The sequence below is a fragment of the Acinetobacter lwoffii genome, from assembly GCF_024129855.1.
In the GTDB taxonomy this organism is placed as follows: domain Bacteria; phylum Pseudomonadota; class Gammaproteobacteria; order Pseudomonadales; family Moraxellaceae; genus Acinetobacter; species Acinetobacter lwoffii_L.
Window position 1 is genome coordinate 1 of record NZ_JAMXXC010000012.1, and the last position, 16369, is coordinate 16369.

Genomic DNA, 16369 nt, shown 5'->3' on the forward strand with positions numbered 1-16369 from the left:
GAAATTATCAAAGTTCTGTTGCTTTAGCCTGTATATTTTTATGGCTACCTTTATAGGGTTAATTATGAACAGTAAATGTCAACAGACCCTAGTCTTCATCGCCTTGATTTCCACTGTTACTTTTAGCAACCAAAGTGCCTAACATAATGATAAAGGTACTTACACCGCCAATTAACAGGCTCAGCAGCCCCATTTCCAGCATAAAATTGCTATCGCCAGTCTCAGGGGCACCCCATAGAAATTGAAGACGATCGCCAAAAACAAAATTGATTGCACATACAATCAGAAAACCAATCAAGGTGGCAATCAGTAAAGTAACCACCAAGTTCTTCCACATTTTACATCCGACGAACAGGATGATCATGGCCAGTCCAACCATGGTGATGATGGATATAAGTAACACACTGTTCCAGTAATCCATGAGACTCACTCATATTTGGTTTTAAATTAAAATCAAGAAATTCTTATAGTTAATTTTTCCAATTGAATTTTAATATAGGTGGATTTTTATACACAAACAATGACGATAACTATCTTAAAACTACAAATACTAATTTACCCAAAGTTATAAAATACAATGACTTAGTAAAATCTTGCTGAGTACTGAACGATTCTGATTAACATAAAGTAACGCAAACACAACATGTATTTCATTGTTTAGCTTCATTAGAGCTCAGATTCAACCGATAAAGCTCAAGGTAAAAGCAGCTTGAAATTTTTAAAAAAAGAAGAACTAAGCCACTTTTATAAGAAAAATAAATAATAAATATAAAAAACTTGAATATTTTCTGATTTAGGCTATGCTGTGTTTAACTAGAAAAAAGCGTTGTTTAGTTAAGCTTCTTTAAGTGCCGCAGTATTATTTATAATCCTCAGTTTTTTCAGATCTTTATTTCAATTCTTGTTGTTTTTCCAAGTTATCCATAGTCATTTGCATTACTAAAATTATTAAAATTTAACAGGTTATATTATGTCTACTACAGTTACCGGTACAGTAAAATGGTTTAACGAAACTAAAGGTTTTGGTTTTATTCAACAAGAATCAGGTCCTGACGTTTTTGCACATTTCAAAGAAATCAGCAGTTCTGGTTTCAAAACTTTGTTTGAAGGTCAACGCGTTTCTTTTAGCGTGGTTGATGGTCAAAAAGGTCCAAATGCGATCAATATCGTTGCGCTATAATTTAGTCCAGCAATAAGAAAAAGCACCTTCAGGTGCTTTTTTTAGCACTGAAGATTCATAATTTTGGTGAAAGGTTTTCTGATTGTCTGTTTAGCTCATCAAAAGTGAATTTTTAAGAATCATGTTTCTGAATCACTGCTGCTCAGTTAGACTTTATAAAAGATAAAAATGAAAAACCCCTAGCATCCTGCCAGGGGCTTTCCGTATGGGTTCGCTTGGTATAACTCCTGTCGTACCTTACTTTCCTTGTATTTATCTATTGTTATTCTTGTGTGGAACCTCCTGTTCCTGTTAAAGCTATCATAGGAAATTTCCACTATTCAAAACAGCCGCAAAGTGCTGGAATTGATGTAAGCCAATGCTTACAAGAATAGACAGAGATAATAAATTTCAAATGTTTAGCAAATTGAACATCTACAAAAAAAGGAAGCTCAAGCTTCCTTTTCTATGCCAATCTAGGCTTAGATCCCATATTTAACACGGTAATCTTCCATTTTCGCCAAAGCTGTTAGGTCACCTTTCGCTTCCAGATAGTCCATTAAATCTTTCATGGTAATTAAGGCATGTACAGGAATCTCAAGCTCTTGCTGCACTTCCTGAATCGCAGACAGTTCGCCCTGACCTTTTTCCTGACGGTCTAATGCAACTAGCACACCCGCAATCTGCGCACCGGCATTTTTCAGGATGGTGACGACTTCACGAATCGCTGTGCCTGCGGTAATCACATCATCAATGATCCAGACTTTTTTACCTTCTACAGAAGCACCAACCAATACGCCACCCTCACCATGGTCTTTGGCTTCCTTGCGGTTAAAACCCCACGGCACACTCACGCCATGATTTTGCGATAGAGCCACAGCAGTTGCTGCCACAAAAGGAATGCCTTTATAGGCAGGGCCAAAAATCACTTCAACATGGTCACATTCAGTCAGTTTTGCAGCATAGCCAGAAGCCAGCAGGGTCAAGGCTTCACCATCATTCAACAGACCCGCATTAAAAAAATAGGGACTCACACGTCCCGATTTTAAAGTAAACTCACCAAATTTAAGCACACCGCGTGATAATGCGAGTTCGATAAAAGCTTGCGGGTTAAACTGAGCTGGCGTTGACATGAGGTGCTCCTAAATCCATTAATTAAGGTAAGACTTGCGCATGATACCAAAGAGTAGCTATCCAGGTGATCAAAAAATTCTTCGCGTCGTTTCAATTAATGTCAACGGCTTACGCTCATCCGTCACCAAAGGTCTATTGGAATGGATGGAACAGTCGGATGCCGACGTGATTTGTATGCAGGAAAGCCGGATCACGCATGCGCAGTGGACGGATAAATTCAAGCCTGAAGGCTGGTACACGCACCTGTTTCCTGCCGAACGTCCGGGTTATGCCGGTACGGCTATTTATAGCCGCCTGCCTTTTGTCTCTTTAACCGATGGCCTGGGTTTTGAACTGGCTGATTCACAAGGCCGTTTTATTGCTGCTGAATTTGATTTGGGTCTAGAACAAACTGTACAGATATGTTCCCTGTACCTGCCTTCCGGCTCATCAGGCGATGAAGCGCAAGCGCGTAAAGATCACTTTCTGGAAGAATATGCAAAAATCCTGAAACAGTGGCGCGATGAAAATAAGTCGGTGATTGTCTGCGGTGACTATAATATTGTGCATAAACGTATTGATATTAAAAACTGGTCGGGCAACCAGAAAGCCTCGGGTTGCTTGCCGCACGAACGTGCCTGGCTAGATCATATCTACGATGAACTCGGTTACGTGGATACTTTCCGTGAAGTCCGCAAAGAAGCCGAATTATACTCCTGGTGGTCAAACCGTGGACAAGCACGCGCCAAGAACGTTGGTTGGCGGATTGATTATCAGGCCTGCTCTCCAGACTGGAAAGAGCGCACTTTGAATGCCTGGGTCTATAAAGAACAATGGTTTAGCGACCATGCTCCCGTGATTATCGACTACAAATTATAAAGCCTCATCATTTAATTGAGTGAACAGTTGTTCACTCAATTAAGGCTTATCTCTTACATGACATGACGTATTTTTTGGGTTTATCTCAATGTAATAACATAGCATTATAGCGCTACGGCACAAGGACATGTCAGGACGACAACATAAGGACAGGACGCCGTAGGACGAAAATAAAACAGACTATAGATTTAGCTTGTTTTGCATGGATGTGACATTGGACGTTGGATTGAGACCCGCATGATCAGGATGATTAAATGCGGGTTTTCTATTTCTATCATTCCCAAATTTTTATTTTTCTTATTATTTAGATTGTTCTTTTTCTTGCTGCTCATGTTAAAGCTGCTTGATGTCATTTTGATGACATGACTTTTCTGGTATTTAAAATTTTTTTCTTTTTTTTCATTTGCTTTTGCATGGTTTGCTGCTGCCAATTTGGTTAAGCTAGTTCATGATTTAAATTTTTTAGATGGCAGCTATGTTAAAAATTTACGGAATTAAAAATTGTAGTTCGATGAAAAAAGCCTTTGATCTGCTGACGGAGCAAGGTCTGAGTTATGAATTTCATGATTATAAAAAACAGGGCATCGATGCTGAAACCGTCAAAACCTGGCTGGATGCCTTGGGTCAGGACGTGGTTCTGAACAAGAAAGGCACTACCTGGCGTAAACTCAGTGAAGAAGAGCAACAGGCCACCCTGTCAAGTGAAAATGCCTTAATTAATGCATTAACCACCCATACCAGTTTAATCAAACGTCCAATACTTTCAACCTCTACAGGATTTATTGCCGGTTTTAATGAAACGGTTTATCGTGGCTTAGACCGCTAATATCTTGTATTGAATAACACTCATAAAAAAAGCCTGACATTGGTCAGGCTTTTGTATATCTGCTTAAAATAAATTAGTTGGCACGAATCCAGGTCTGGTTACGACCCAATGCCGCTACGCCGATGAAACCACGTAGCTCAAGTTTCTTGCCACCGTCTGCCAGCTGACCTTTCAACTTATAAGTTTTACCAGATTGTGGGTCAAGAATTGAACCGCTGTCATAACTGGTCCCGCCAGCATTTTTCAGACCTTTAACAATAGTCAAGCCTTTCAGAGATTTGTTGTGATATGGACCTTCACATTTCTTGCAGGCATTTTCTTCACCTGGAGTTAACACAGACTGAATACTGGCTGACAAAGTGCCGTTCTTTTGTTCAGTGAATTTAACCATGGCCTTAGGCTGCTTGGTTTTATCATCAATGGTTTTCCATACCGTGCCATTTAAAGGATCCGCGGCATTAGCCAGTGCAGATAAGCCTAGTAGTCCTAACGTAAGCGCTATTTTTTTCATTTTTCTTCATTTCCTTAGTCTGAAAATAGACCCATGTAGTATTAAAAAGTCACAACAATTTTTCAATTTTTAGGTGTGACTATTTAGTGTAACCTTGTAAATATGGTTGGTAAATAATCTATACGATCAATATAAGCACAAAAAGATGGAAGGAAGATGAAGATAAGCCCGCTAACGAAACAATTAATTACAGAAAGCTTTTTAAAAACGGCCATTCGTGCCCCGAGCAGATTCAGTCTTCCACCGAGTTCGATGCGCATTGCACTGGAACAGATGTGCAAACTTTTTCCTCAGGATAAAACGGTACAGATTCGCTCGCTTCGATTGGCCGGACTGCGCGCGGAAGAAATTAAGCCGCAGCAGGAATCGACCCAGCTGATTTTTCATATTCATGGCGGCGCATTTTACTTAGGTTCTTTAAATACCCATCGCGCCTTTATGACTCAAATTGCGGCTCGAACCCAGATGCAGGTGCTGCATGTCGATTATCCACTATCACCCGAATCTGCCTATCCTGAAGCCTTGGAAGCCTTGTTTGATGTCTATAATCTGCTGCTAGATCAAGGTGTTCAGGCCAAAGATATCATTCTGTCCGGCGATTCTTGCGGTGCCAATCTAGCCTTGGCGCTGGCACTTAAAATACAGCAGGAAAGTCTGCCACAGGTCAGCGGTCTGATTCTGCTGTCTCCACTGCTGGATTTAACGTTGACCAGTGAATCTTTACGTTATAACCAGAAGCATGACGCCCTGCTGTCTCTGGAAACAGTTCAAACTGGGATTGAATATTATGTGCCGCGTTCGATTGATCGGGGTGATCCGGAAGTTTCTCCTTTTTTTGCCGATTTAGCCGGCTTGCCACCGATTCATATTCAGGTAGGTTCCAAGGAAATTCTGCTGGATGATGCTAGTCGTTTTAAAGAAAAAGCGGAACAGGCGGGTGTCGAGGTCGAATTTAAACTCTATACCGGCATGTGGCACAACTTCCAGATGTTCAGTGCCTGGTTCGATGAAGCCAAACAGGCGCTGACCGATCTTGCAGAATTTGCCCATCGTCTGGACCGAGATTAAGCATGATTTAGCATATAAAAAAGGTCAGCCGTAGCTGACCCTTTGAAAAGAGGTTTTAGGTTTTAAATGGCCTGAACTTGCTGCAATGCAGTTTGCAATGCTTGGGCTTTAACCGCTTCGCCCATGTTCACTCCTTCAGCACGAATCACTTCGATATCATTCACACCGGTAAAGTTAAACACGGTTTTCAGGAAAGCCTCCTGAAAATCAGCCGGGCTTTGCTCGCCATAGACACCACCACGGCTGCTGGCAATATACACTTTCTTATTGCCCGCCAAACCCACAGGACCTTGTTCGGTATATTTAAAAGTACGTCCCGCGACACAGATCCGGTCAATCCAGGCTTTTAGGGTTGATGGCAAACCGAAGTTATACATCGCTGCACCAATCACCACGACATCAGCCTGTAAATATTGATCTAAAATTTCCTCGCCCAATGCCGTTTGTTCTGTATTCTGGCCCATTAAAATTTCGGCGGTAAGATGAGGAATAGGCTGTGCAGCCAGATCCAGATACTCAACTTCAATGGCCTCAGCATATTTTTGCTGCAGTTGTTCCACCACAGCCTGAGTCAACTGACGCGAAATAGAAGCATCTCCTAAAATACTGGAATCAATCTGTAAAACTTTCATGGCTTCGCTCTTTATCTTTGGTTGTTTCTAACAATGCAGCCATTTTAACGATTGACTATATTGAAATAATTAGTACAAATAAAACACATCATCCTGAATTTAGAACAAAACTGTATACCTCTTAACCTCTTTAATTTTGATTAAGACCCTTTGACATAGCCTGGATCACTTGCGCTATCGGCAAAGACTGAGCAGATCAGATATCAACTAAATCACAAAAATGTTTTAAATATTGTTGTTTATCAAGCATTCAAACTTATGTTATCTTGTGTAAATAAAGTTATAAATATCCAATAAGTCTTAAAAAAAATCTGCCATAACAATTAAAGTCAGACCGGGACCATGAAGCGAATATCGCCTGTATTAGAAAAAGTGCTAAGACACAGAATCAAGAAATATCTGGTCGAAGATGAAGTCGTGATGAACTGGCGCATCCTGAAGAAATGCATCCTGATGCTGACCTTGGGATGCGGAGTACATCTGACCTGGCTCGGCTGGGATCTCTTTGTTTTATTCAATCCTGAGTATTGGCAATATGTACAGATTGAACGGGTTCATTCACAAGTCGTGCTGAACGGCAGTTTTTTATTGATTTTAGCCTTACTGATTTATCCTTGTTATAAATTTCAGGGCAACCGTCTGGTGGAACGTTATCTACCCTATCTGGCAGTCGGCACCTTTGTGGTTTCGCTATGCCGGGATGCCTATATTGTCGGCGTGATCAGTCCGGTCGCTACCACCGCTTACGTCTGCTTAATTATGGTCGGTCTGGTGCTGTTTCATCGCACGCTGGTGTATAGCATGCTGATTCCCGCCTCCATTTTCCTGGGCGGATGTGCCTATTTAAGTTTCAGACATCAATTGCCTTATTCACCGCTATTTAATATCGATGACAAGCTTTTCTATAATGGTTTCTGGCTGTTATCGATGCTGTATTTCATTTTGCCAATTCTGGCCGTCTGTATGGTCTTATTCGAGATTCTGCTGAGTCAATGGCGTCATCGCGAGCAGCTGATCAAACAGCTGAGTCAGATTGATCCGCTCACCAACCTGTTTAACCGCCGTAGCATCAACCAATGTCTGGATAAACTGAATGCCGCAGCCACTCCCAATTATGCTTTGGTGTTACTGGATCTGGATCATTTCAAGAAAATTAATGATCACTATGGCCATCATAAGGGCGATGAAACCTTAGTTGAAGTGAGTGCCGTGCTGAACCAGCAATTGCGCGAAAGTGATGTAGTCGGCCGTTTTGGCGGGGAAGAATTTATTTTGGTGCTTAAAAATACCAGTCTGGAAAAAGCCGAGCAAGTGGCTGAACGCTGTCGCATCGCCATTCAGCAATTGCAGATTTTCAGTGATGAGGGTGAGCTGATTCCAGTGACCGCTAGTTTCGGGATTGCCATTTCTAGCGCGGAATTACGCCCACAACAATTATTGAGTCAGGCCGATCAGGCACTTTATCAAGCCAAAGCCGGTGGGCGTAATCTGGTCAAAGCCTATGCTGAAGCGGTGCCAGCACAGATGCAGGTTTCTTAAACGGGTTCAGCTTTTTTTAAGAACTAAATTATGGATTTTCACTTTGAGCCAGTGCTTGCAGCTGTGCCAGCAATTCTGCCTCGCTAAAAGCACCGGTTAAACGTAAACCCCTAATTTCCTGCAGCTGCGCATTCAAGAATAAATACGTCGGCGGCCCGAGAATTTCCCATTGGTTTAACAGCGCTTGATGAGAGACATTATATTGGCTTAAATCCAGCTTGATCAGGAAATATGGCGCAAGCGCCTGCTGTACCGCTGCAGATTTTAAAATACGATGTTCGATCGGCTGACAGGCAACACACCAGTCGGCGTAGACATCAATAATAATCTTTTGCCCTTGTGGTGCCCTGTCCAAAATCTGCTGAAATTCTGCTGCACTACGTGCCACATGCCACTTGGCTTCTGTGCTCGCCTGCTCCACAAAAAAACGCTGACTGTGCTGATATTGGCTATAAGCGATATAGGGCACGGCCAGTACCAGACACAGGATATATAGCCATCTCAAACCGGTACGATGCCAGAAAATCCGGAACAGCACATAAGCCACGAAGGTCATACCCAAAGCTAGGGATAACCATTGTAAAGCGGCTTCTGAAATCAGTGGGCGAATAAAATACAGCGCCAGCGCCAGCATGATAAAGGCAAAGAGCACTTTGATCTGATTCATCCAATGCCCGGCTTTAGGCAGAATCCGTGCACCCAGAATACTGGCCAGCAATAAAGGCGTGCCCATCCCAAAACCTAAAGTAAACAGCAGTAAAGCTCCCTGCCACTGACTTTGCGTCTGGGAAATAAACAATAATGCGCCTGCCAGCGGTGCGGTCATGCATGGCCCCACCAGAAGCGCCGAAATCATGCCCATGACACCGGCACTGACCAGACCGCCTCCCTGCTGCATGGCCTGTGCCCGATCCAGACGATGAACCAGACGTTGCGGCAGTTTGATTTCAAACAGGCCAAACAGATTCAGGGCAAATAGGACAAACAGGATGCTAAATGCGATCAGGGTTCCCGGTTGCTGCAACCAGCGCTGAAAATTCAGGCCGGCCGAAGATGCAATTAGGCCAAGTACTGCATAGACAGCGGCCATACTGCTGACAAAAGTCAGTGCAATCATCCAGGCTTTCAGGCCTTTACTATCTCGTACAATCAGCGAGGTCAGAATCGGCAACATCGGCAAGGAACACGGTGTAAAAGCCAGTAAAATGCCTAAGCCAAAGAACAGCAAAAGCCCATAGCCCAAAGAGCGTTCAAGCAGTTGGGCTGACCATTTCTGGTCTTGTGCTGCATAGGGTTCAGTTTGTGTGTTGGCTGATGCAGAGATTTCATTTGCTGTAGATTCTGAGGAGTCCGCTGCATTAAATAGGGTATTGTGTTGCAGTGATGAAGTATTCAGATCGAGTAAACGCTTTGTTCCTGATCCGGTAGCTTCAAATTGCACCAGACCAGACAAATCGGTCTTGAACTGAATGGTTTGTGGCGGATAACAGATCCGGTCTTTGGCACAGCCCTGCCAGCTGACCTGATAGGATTGCCCCGCCTGAGTCGGAATTTGAAACTTTAACTGCTGATAATAAACCTGGGTATGTCCATAGTTATCATCATATAAATCTTCAGCGGGTGGCAACTCAAACGACACCGGTTGGTTGCCCTGCCGGACTTCAATTTTATGCTGATACAGATAATAGTTGTCTGGAATCTGCCAACTCAGTTCAGCCTGCTGCTGACTGGTGGAGATCACGCTCACAGGAAAAGCCTGCTCGGCAGACAACAATGCAGTTTCCGCCTGAGCAGGACTGCTGAACAAGGTGCTTCCCAAAATAACCAGGGCAAGCATTTTCTCCCAGGTCGGGAACTGCGAGTATTTCATCATCTGTGAGTTGAATAACTTAGAACAGCACAGAGAAACCTAGGCCTGAGAAGTAACTTCGATCTGCACCATCCAGATCTACACCGACATTCGCATCCAATTGGACACGGTCGTTTAAGGCATACATAACCCCGGTACCGAGCGCGTATTGATTATCGACACTTTCAGCTTTACGGTAAATCAGTTCAGAATAACCTGACCAGCGATCAGTAATGCGGTAGCCTAGAGAAGGAATCGCAGACACTGCCCAGTTGCTGTCCTGCCATTCATAACGCATGGTCAATGCGGTACTGACCAAGTCATTATATTGATACGACACGACAGAACCCAAGCTGTAAATATCTTCTTCATTAGTGAAACCGGCATTGCCTGTTGCAATGATGGCTTCGGCCAGCAAAGCCATACTGAGTTTGTCATCATCCAAATCAATGGCCTTTTTCAGACCAATACTAACATCGCCCAGACCATCATCTTCTTCGGTCTGGCCATTGGATTTCACTTGGGTCCAGGTCGGGCCAGCCCAACCTAAACGCAATTCCAGATCATCACTGAGTCCGGTACGTAACAACATATCTGCACTGAGTGTGGTCGCGGTCTGATCGCCCGACTTGCTATAACGCGCTGTAGGCAAGCCTTGCTCCCAAGCGACATTTCCGACTGGAGTAATTCCAGTACTGAGACCCTCACCTGGTCGATCAAATTCAAAATCTGCTGCGAAAAGCTGTGCACTACAACCGGCCAGTGCAATCAAACCCAAGGTTTTTAATGTTGTCATGTTGGAGCTCTTTATTAAAATTTAACTGAGTTCTTTGGTCATTTTTGCGCCATGCTTGCGAAGCAGTTCTAGCGTCTGTTTTTCTTCATCCAAGGCTTCTGACCAGTTGATTTCATCAAAATCACAATCAAAGAATAGATCACTAATTGAAGATAAAATAGTCATGCCATCTTCATCTTTGCTATTTGGATCGACTTTTTCATCCAGTAAACGCTGTACAGCTGGCGCGCATGCGGCACTTGCGGCATCCCAGAGTGGACCATAAATTTCTTCTGCATCCCACAAATGCAGATTCACTTTGGCCTGGATCAGTTCTTCCAGAATCTGTAAATGTACCGCCAAACGTGCCTGTTTCTCCTCTTCTGAAAGTGGTGTTCCGGCTTCATACAGCTCACACACTTCTTCCCACCATTTAAACAGGCCATCTGACCAGACCGAAATCACCGGGCCTTTGTCATGATCAATAAAATTCGGGTTGAGTCCATCTGCCAGCAGCTGTTTGACCTGGTCCAGATTTAATTCTTCGAGTGCTTGCACAAAAAGTTGTTGTTGCGCAGTTAACATGATGGAGCTCACTTTGATTCGTTTTCGACTATTATGCCGAATAAAGCAGGATTTGTTGTGCTTCTCATAACTATATTTTTGTTTAATACGAAAAAAGCCCCGCAGGGCTTTTTCAAATCGGTTCGGCTTAGTCTTCGATATCCGCAGTATCTGTGTCTGCTAGTTCGAGAGCACCAGGACGAACATTGTCTTTTTTCTCGATCACATGTTCCAGACTACGTTTTAGTCGGTCAATTGCACCATGGATCGCAGTATCGACATTATGGCCACGATGATTGACTACGACAGGTTTCAAGCCTGCAGGACGCGCTTCAATCATACAACGAATATCGTCATCGCCGCCTTTGGCGCCATTTTCATCACTGAGATGGACTGAAAAATGGGTAATACGTTCGCTGTGGCGCTGGAATTCTTGATTTAATTCTTCCCGTACATAAGTAATTAAACGATCACTATTCTGAATGTGGTTATCGGTACGAAGTTCAATATTCATATATTACCATCCTCAATCTTTGTAACTTTTGAGTGCAAAATTTTTTATCTTGGCACGTTTGTAGCTTGCTGTTTCGCATCGCATTTCACTTCTTCAAATGATTGGAATCACACCCTCCATTTTGAATGATGAACACATTTTTGAGTCTGCAGAATCGTGTCCTTATATCTTGAATATCGGCTGTATCTGGGAAATATGCAAGTGATATTTTGGTTTTTTAGCAAAAGAATAATCCATTGTGACAACTGCTTACTCAGCTCAAAAATGCAGGATTTTTCAAACGGAAATTTCATAACCTTTCACACGATTTAATTTGAAATATTTTTTGGCCAAGCAGATAAATCGCTTAAATAACACTCGACCAAGAAACCTAAAAAAAGAGAAATTAAAAGTATTTTTTATCGAAATTAGCTCACTTTTATCTAATAATTTTTCTTATAAGATCAGCGTCTAGTCAGCCTTACAGTCCTGAAGAGATCATATGCTTTATCATTATTTAGTTGCTTGTGCAGAACCAGGAAAAATACTCTTTCTTCATTCGAAAATAATAACCTGCAAAATAATTTTTTATTGAAATATAAGACCGTTCAATCTCACTTGAATAGGCTGAGAACAGGTTTATAAAACGACCGTCATTTGAGATTTTAAAAGTAGCTTCATTACACAAACAGAACAAAGCTATTCAGCCTCAGGCTCAAATTAATTACTAAACAATCTGTATATTCCCCCTATTTTTACTAGTTTTCTAAACGAATCATCCTGAGTTGAAGTGATTTTATATCTTTAGTTATACATTCAGTCTTTTAAGGCGCTACATATTCAACTTTATTTAAAAAATAATGCTTTAGAAAAGCATTAGCGAAAAATAATGAAAACTGGGGAAGATGATCGTCTACATTCAACTCATAAGGGCTGAAATATATTTAAGTCAGCGATCACTTTTAACTTTATTTTTACTTATTAATCTGTATGCTTATTCTGCTTTCTCGGGGGGATAGATTTAAATGAAATTTACACAACTTGCGGCACTTTGTGCATTGACTTCAGCTGCTGTATTTGCTCAAGCAAAACCAGTTTGGCAGGACTTTAGCGTTACAGGTCTTTATGGTGAAAACTATGAAGTTGTAGACGATCAGCAAACTACTTTAACTGTTGAATATGCTGCAAAAGTTAAATATGCAGATGTATTCTTCTTTATGGATCGTCTGCGCGGTGGCGATGATGTTAAAAGTACGTACTTTGAGTTATCACCACGTTTAAGCTTAAGCGAAGTTACAGGCCAAAAACTTGCCTTTGGTCCAGTGAAAGATGTGCTTATTTCAACAACGTGGGAAGGTTCAGATAATGCTGATAACTTCCTATATGGCGTGGGCTTTGACCTTGATATCCCATACTTTCAATATGCAAGCTTAAATCTTTATCGTGCAAACAATGAAAAAGTGTTTGGCAATAAAGACGATTATCAAATGACGCTTACCTATGGTGTGCCATTTAAACTGGGTGCTGAAGATTTTCTTGTAGATGGCTTCCTTGATTGGTCAACTGCTGAAAAAGACGCTCAAGCAAGCGAGTTAAACTGGACTACACAGTGGAAATGGAATGCGGGCAAACACATTTCTCCAGATACCCGTTTATACCTCGGTGTTGAATATTCAGTGTGGAACAATAAGTTTGGTCTTAAAAATCAAGATGAAAACAATGTCAGCGCACTTGTGAAATATCATTTCTAATTGATGTATGATCGAAAGCAGAACTCCGGTTCTGCTTTTTTTAAACTGTGATTTCAGCTCACCTCTACTAGAACAAGAATATGCCTGATTTTGATATTCGACCTGCGACCGAACATGATCTTGAAACCATCCTCAAGATTTATAATCAGGAAGTACTCTATGGTACTGCGACCTGGAACAGAACAGCCTTTGATTTGAACTATTTCAAAATCTGGTTTAAGCAGCTTAAAAATCAGAATTTCCCGGTTTTTGTGGTTGAAGATACGCGAAATCAGGTCATTGCTGGCTATGCCTGTTATGATCAGTTTCGCAGTATTCAGGGCTTTCAACAGACGGTCGAACATTCCATCTTTTTAAATCCGGATTATGCAGGGCAAGGTTTGGGTTCTAAATTATTACAGTATTTAATTGAACAGGCTCAAGTACAGAAATTGCATATCATGGTCGCAGCGATTGATTCAGAAAACACCTCATCGATTCGTCTGCATGAAAAACTGGGTTTCGTTCAAACTGCCTATATGCCGCAAGTCGGACAGAAGTTTGGGCAATGGCGTGATTTGGTACTCTTACAACTCAATCTGGATCAAGCTTGATTCATTCTTAGTTTAAAACTATTCCAGAACTGCTTTCTGGACACTACTCTTCAGCTTTTTAATACTTGGCCATCACGATATTTTGTTGTTATCCAGTTTAATAAGCACAAGTTCTATTTACTTATACGAGCGGCTATGTTTTATTCAGCTAAAAATCATACTGAATAACACCATGTATAAATCTCTATTGTCTATCGGTCTTTTAGGTTTAAGCGCGCACACTTTTGCTGATTCAGATTTTGAAAAAGAGCTCCGTTCAGGCTGTAGCAAAGTGCAAAGCTATGCAAATAATGGCAAGAAATTCTACGACCAAAAACAATATCAAAAGGCTATAGCGCAATTTGAGCAACAAGCCGCCTGGTCATCTTTTTGTGCGATGAATGTAGAAGATGAGGGTACAGCTTTTTCTGAACGTGATATCACCACGGCATTTAATAATGTCGGTTTAAGTTATGCCAAGCTTGGAAATCCGCAGTGGGCACGCGCCTGGTTTTCCGTTTTTCCGAATGCTAAAGCCAGCCAGTTCAATCTGAAGCAATTGCCTGCACCAGAAAAACCGAAGAATTTTGCAGGAAAATATGTCCGCTATGCAGGTTTTGGTCAGTGGAATACGATGGAGGTTAAACCAGCTTCTAATGCCTACCAGATTGAGTTTAATGGACTCTATATGGGTTTACGCAGTCTGATTTATGGACCAAATATGGGAGAATTTTTAACCCGTATGTCGCTGAATAAAGCTCAGGCCAATTACAGCGTAGAAGATTGCAAAATTGATTTGAAATTTCAGTTTAACGCTCAAATTGGACAACAGATTGTGGTGAATAGCAACAATCCAATGTCTTGCGGTTTTGGCCATAATGTCTCAGCGGATGGCATGTATTTAAAGGTTGAGTGATTGCTGATTCAGCGATATCTTATTCCCCTATAACAAACATAATATTCAAAATATTACAGGGAAAATATGGCTAAATTTCTAAATACCAGTGCAACCAATTTTTTCTTAGAAGAACTCATTAAAAATGCCAAAGAACGTCTAATTTTAATCAGTCCGTATTTACGTCTCAATGACCGTATTAAAGAATTATTAGAAGACAAAGACCGGTTAAAAATTGATGTTCGGATTGTCTATGGCAAAAGTGATTTGCATCCTGAAGAAATCAAATGGATTCAAAAACTGGACTATGTGCGTTTGAGTTTCTGCAAAAACCTGCATGCAAAGTGCTATCTCAATGAATCGGAATGTATTATTTCGAGTTTGAATTTATATGAATTTAGCCAGGTCAATAACAATGAAATGGGCATTTCAGTTCGTAAGTATGAAGATGATGAGGTTTTTAAAGATGCGTATGAAGAAGCGCAGCGTATTATTCGGATTAGCGAAGAAGTCCGGATCAGCTTAGATGAAGTCAAAGCTAATCCGAACACTGAGGATTTAGGTCAAACTGATGAAGAAGCTAATGCCTTTAGTAAATTGACCACCTCCAAACTGGCTGCCAAATATAAAATTAAAACAGCAGATTTACTTGAAAAGTTAGTGGATAAAGGCTTTTTAAAGCTGAATGACACGGGTAAACATTTTTTAACTGACCAAGGCAAATCCATCGGTGGTGAATACCGTCCAAGTCAGTACGGCGGCTATTTTTTATGGAATGAAAATACGGAGATCTAATCCCTCCATTATTCAAAAAAGAAAATTCCCCTCTCTTTAAGAGATGAGAAGCTCTGCTTCGTAAGAGGAGATTTAAAATTTAATCCCTCCAAACCTCCCTTTCTTACGCTTCGATATAAAGCAGTGCTTATATCTTGCTTAGGGAGGCTTTTTCCCTCTCCTTCTAGGAGAGGATTAGGGAGAGGTAAATAAAGATAAACCCTCATCCCCCGCCTTCTCCCATAGGAGAAGGAGCTAAAAGCCTTAAATCGCCACCAACTCCCGAATACCTTTCTCAGGCATTTCACTGCCCACACCTTGCGCTACAACCTGCCCACGTGCCATCACGGTATAAGCATCAGCAAGTTCTTCAGCAAAATCATAGAATTGCTCTACCAACACAATCGCCATCTCACCCCCATCTGCCAGTTTACGAATGACCCGACCAATATCTTTAATGATTGACGGCTGAATACCTTCAGTCGGTTCATCCAAAATCAGCACACGCGGTTCAGAAGCAAGTGCACGTGCAATGGCAAGCTGCTGCTGCTGCCCACCGGACAAATCTCCGCCACGGCGGTGCTTCATTTCCTCCAAGACAGGGAAAATTTCATACAAATGCTCAGGCACTTTGCGTGTCTTTGCTCCTTTAAATTTCGCCATACCAATGAGAATGTTTTCCTCCACCGTCAGCGTTGAAAAAATATCTCGACCTTGTGGCACATAAGCCAAACCTTCACGTACACGCTGTTCAGGACCGAGCTTGGATATGTCTTTACCATCCAGCAAAATCTGTCCGGATTTAATCGGTAAAATACCCATCAGACATTTAAGGAGCGTGGTTTTCCCCACCCCATTGCGTCCAAGCACCACCGAACATTCACCCACAGGTGCAGTCAACGACACATCACGTAAAATATGACTGCCACCATAAAATTGATTGACGTCTTTGACTTCTAACATCGCAAG

At 41.8% G+C, this 16369-nt stretch carries 19 protein-coding genes; 9 read left to right on the forward strand and 10 right to left on the reverse strand.

Translation table 11 applies throughout. The features are described 5' to 3' along the window. Positions 1 to 88 precede the first annotated feature (88 nt). The gene (locus tag NI465_RS10050) at positions 89 to 421 is read right to left on the reverse strand and encodes a hypothetical protein (protein ID WP_004729144.1); all 333 of its coding nucleotides are present in this window, start codon (positions 419 to 421) and stop codon (positions 89 to 91) included. Between the two features lie 549 nt (positions 422 to 970). Here NI465_RS10050 and NI465_RS10055 point away from each other — a divergent pair. Then, positions 971 to 1180, forward strand: a complete 210-nt coding sequence (locus tag NI465_RS10055) for a cold-shock protein (RefSeq protein ID WP_004281299.1) — start codon at positions 971 to 973, stop codon at positions 1178 to 1180. Between the two features lie 461 nt (positions 1181 to 1641). Here NI465_RS10055 and pyrE read toward each other — a convergent pair whose 3' ends face one another. Then, on the reverse strand, positions 1642 to 2292 hold the full coding sequence (gene pyrE / locus NI465_RS10060; RefSeq protein WP_253145159.1) for an orotate phosphoribosyltransferase: 651 nt from the start codon (positions 2290 to 2292) through the stop codon (positions 1642 to 1644). Positions 2293 to 2332: 40 nt separating this feature from the next. Here pyrE and NI465_RS10065 point away from each other — a divergent pair, with 40 nt between their 5' ends. Then, positions 2333 to 3151, forward strand: a complete 819-nt coding sequence (locus NI465_RS10065; protein WP_253145161.1) for an exodeoxyribonuclease III — start codon at positions 2333 to 2335, stop codon at positions 3149 to 3151. Between the two features lie 188 nt (positions 3152 to 3339). On the opposite strand, the gene NI465_RS10070 is transcribed toward NI465_RS10065, so the two are convergent. After that, positions 3340 to 3582 (reverse strand): hypothetical protein, encoded by a 243-nt coding sequence (locus NI465_RS10070; protein WP_253145163.1) that lies wholly within the window; start codon positions 3580 to 3582, stop codon positions 3340 to 3342. Positions 3583 to 3626: 44 nt separating this feature from the next. Between NI465_RS10070 and NI465_RS10075 the strand changes: the two genes are divergently transcribed. Next, positions 3627 to 3977 carry a Spx/MgsR family RNA polymerase-binding regulatory protein gene (locus NI465_RS10075; RefSeq protein ID WP_253145165.1) on the forward strand — a complete coding sequence of 117 codons (351 nt, stop codon included), beginning with the start codon at positions 3627 to 3629 and terminating at the stop codon, positions 3975 to 3977. A 73-nt stretch (positions 3978 to 4050) separates the two neighbouring features. Here NI465_RS10075 and NI465_RS10080 read toward each other — a convergent pair whose 3' ends face one another. Beyond that, positions 4051 to 4488 (reverse strand): DUF2147 domain-containing protein, encoded by a 438-nt coding sequence (locus tag NI465_RS10080; protein ID WP_005105342.1) that lies wholly within the window; start codon positions 4486 to 4488, stop codon positions 4051 to 4053. A 156-nt stretch (positions 4489 to 4644) separates the two neighbouring features. Here NI465_RS10080 and NI465_RS10085 point away from each other — a divergent pair, with 156 nt between their 5' ends. After that, positions 4645 to 5556: an alpha/beta hydrolase gene (locus NI465_RS10085; RefSeq protein WP_004729134.1), complete on the forward strand. Its 912-nt coding sequence runs from the start codon at positions 4645 to 4647 to the stop codon at positions 5554 to 5556. Between the two features lie 62 nt (positions 5557 to 5618). Here the strand turns inward: NI465_RS10085 and NI465_RS10090 are convergent, their stop codons facing one another. Next, positions 5619 to 6188, reverse strand: coding sequence for an FMN-dependent NADH-azoreductase (locus tag NI465_RS10090; RefSeq protein ID WP_180180798.1), 570 nt, complete (start codon positions 6186 to 6188; stop codon positions 5619 to 5621). A gap of 342 nt (positions 6189 to 6530) precedes the next feature. Here NI465_RS10090 and NI465_RS10095 point away from each other — a divergent pair, with 342 nt between their 5' ends. Then, positions 6531 to 7727, forward strand: coding sequence for a GGDEF domain-containing protein (locus tag NI465_RS10095; RefSeq protein ID WP_253145167.1), 1197 nt, complete (start codon positions 6531 to 6533; stop codon positions 7725 to 7727). Positions 7728 to 7755: 28 nt separating this feature from the next. Here NI465_RS10095 and dsbD read toward each other — a convergent pair whose 3' ends face one another. From dsbD to NI465_RS10115, 4 genes are all read right to left on the reverse strand, one after another. Further along, entirely contained in the window at positions 7756 to 9597 is a 1842-nt protein-coding gene (gene dsbD, locus NI465_RS10100) for a protein-disulfide reductase DsbD (RefSeq protein WP_253145214.1), read from the reverse strand. Positions 9598 to 9616: 19 nt separating this feature from the next. Then, a complete protein-coding gene (locus tag NI465_RS10105; protein ID WP_004281287.1) occupies positions 9617 to 10372 on the reverse strand; it encodes a transporter in 756 nt (251 codons plus the stop codon). A 21-nt stretch (positions 10373 to 10393) separates the two neighbouring features. Continuing rightward, positions 10394 to 10936, reverse strand: coding sequence for an ankyrin repeat domain-containing protein (locus NI465_RS10110; RefSeq protein WP_004647221.1), 543 nt, complete (start codon positions 10934 to 10936; stop codon positions 10394 to 10396). A gap of 127 nt (positions 10937 to 11063) precedes the next feature. Then, entirely contained in the window at positions 11064 to 11429 is a 366-nt protein-coding gene (locus tag NI465_RS10115; protein WP_004647220.1) for an HPF/RaiA family ribosome-associated protein, read from the reverse strand. A gap of 1004 nt (positions 11430 to 12433) precedes the next feature. On the opposite strand from NI465_RS10115, the gene NI465_RS10120 reads away from it, so the two are divergent. The 4 genes from NI465_RS10120 to NI465_RS10135 all read left to right on the forward strand — a co-directional run bounded on the left by NI465_RS10120 (position 12434) and on the right by NI465_RS10135 (position 15421). Further along, complete coding sequence (locus tag NI465_RS10120; protein ID WP_180180797.1) at positions 12434 to 13159, forward strand: outer membrane protein OmpK; 726 nt, start codon at positions 12434 to 12436, stop codon at positions 13157 to 13159. Between the two features lie 80 nt (positions 13160 to 13239). Next, positions 13240 to 13752, forward strand: a complete 513-nt coding sequence (locus NI465_RS10125; protein ID WP_005250276.1) for a GNAT family N-acetyltransferase — start codon at positions 13240 to 13242, stop codon at positions 13750 to 13752. Between the two features lie 172 nt (positions 13753 to 13924). Beyond that, a complete protein-coding gene (locus NI465_RS10130) occupies positions 13925 to 14647 on the forward strand; it encodes a hypothetical protein (RefSeq protein ID WP_253145169.1) in 723 nt (240 codons plus the stop codon). Positions 14648 to 14713: 66 nt separating this feature from the next. Next, entirely contained in the window at positions 14714 to 15421 is a 708-nt protein-coding gene (locus NI465_RS10135) for a phospholipase D family protein (RefSeq protein WP_004281281.1), read from the forward strand. 243 nt (positions 15422 to 15664) lie between these two features. Here the strand turns inward: NI465_RS10135 and urtE are convergent, their stop codons facing one another. Further along, a complete protein-coding gene (gene urtE / locus NI465_RS10140) occupies positions 15665 to 16363 on the reverse strand; it encodes an urea ABC transporter ATP-binding subunit UrtE (RefSeq protein ID WP_253145170.1) in 699 nt (232 codons plus the stop codon). Between the last annotated feature and the right edge of the window lie 6 nt (positions 16364 to 16369).

What these genes read in the sequence shown, in the direction of transcription:
- NI465_RS10050 (WP_004729144.1), bottom strand. Translation starts at nt 421, where the DNA reads ATGGATTACTGGAACAGTGTGTTACTTATATCCATCATCACCATGGTT.
- NI465_RS10055 (WP_004281299.1), top strand. Translation starts at nt 971, where the DNA reads ATGTCTACTACAGTTACCGGTACAGTAAAATGGTTTAACGAAACTAAA.
- pyrE (WP_253145159.1), bottom strand. Translation starts at nt 2,292, where the DNA reads ATGTCAACGCCAGCTCAGTTTAACCCGCAAGCTTTTATCGAACTCGCA.
- NI465_RS10065 (WP_253145161.1), top strand. Translation starts at nt 2,333, where the DNA reads ATGATACCAAAGAGTAGCTATCCAGGTGATCAAAAAATTCTTCGCGTC.
- NI465_RS10075 (WP_253145165.1), top strand. Translation starts at nt 3,627, where the DNA reads ATGTTAAAAATTTACGGAATTAAAAATTGTAGTTCGATGAAAAAAGCC.
- NI465_RS10080 (WP_005105342.1), bottom strand. Translation starts at nt 4,488, where the DNA reads ATGAAAAAAATAGCGCTTACGTTAGGACTACTAGGCTTATCTGCACTG.
- NI465_RS10085 (WP_004729134.1), top strand. Translation starts at nt 4,645, where the DNA reads ATGAAGATAAGCCCGCTAACGAAACAATTAATTACAGAAAGCTTTTTA.
- NI465_RS10090 (WP_180180798.1), bottom strand. Translation starts at nt 6,188, where the DNA reads ATGAAAGTTTTACAGATTGATTCCAGTATTTTAGGAGATGCTTCTATT.
- NI465_RS10095 (WP_253145167.1), top strand. Translation starts at nt 6,531, where the DNA reads ATGAAGCGAATATCGCCTGTATTAGAAAAAGTGCTAAGACACAGAATC.
- dsbD (WP_253145214.1), bottom strand. Translation starts at nt 9,597, where the DNA reads ATGAAATACTCGCAGTTCCCGACCTGGGAGAAAATGCTTGCCCTGGTT.
- NI465_RS10105 (WP_004281287.1), bottom strand. Translation starts at nt 10,372, where the DNA reads ATGACAACATTAAAAACCTTGGGTTTGATTGCACTGGCCGGTTGTAGT.
- NI465_RS10110 (WP_004647221.1), bottom strand. Translation starts at nt 10,936, where the DNA reads ATGTTAACTGCGCAACAACAACTTTTTGTGCAAGCACTCGAAGAATTA.
- NI465_RS10115 (WP_004647220.1), bottom strand. Translation starts at nt 11,429, where the DNA reads ATGAATATTGAACTTCGTACCGATAACCACATTCAGAATAGTGATCGT.
- NI465_RS10120 (WP_180180797.1), top strand. Translation starts at nt 12,434, where the DNA reads ATGAAATTTACACAACTTGCGGCACTTTGTGCATTGACTTCAGCTGCT.
- NI465_RS10125 (WP_005250276.1), top strand. Translation starts at nt 13,240, where the DNA reads ATGCCTGATTTTGATATTCGACCTGCGACCGAACATGATCTTGAAACC.
- NI465_RS10130 (WP_253145169.1), top strand. Translation starts at nt 13,925, where the DNA reads ATGTATAAATCTCTATTGTCTATCGGTCTTTTAGGTTTAAGCGCGCAC.
- NI465_RS10135 (WP_004281281.1), top strand. Translation starts at nt 14,714, where the DNA reads ATGGCTAAATTTCTAAATACCAGTGCAACCAATTTTTTCTTAGAAGAA.
- urtE (WP_253145170.1), bottom strand. Translation starts at nt 16,363, where the DNA reads ATGTTAGAAGTCAAAGACGTCAATCAATTTTATGGTGGCAGTCATATT.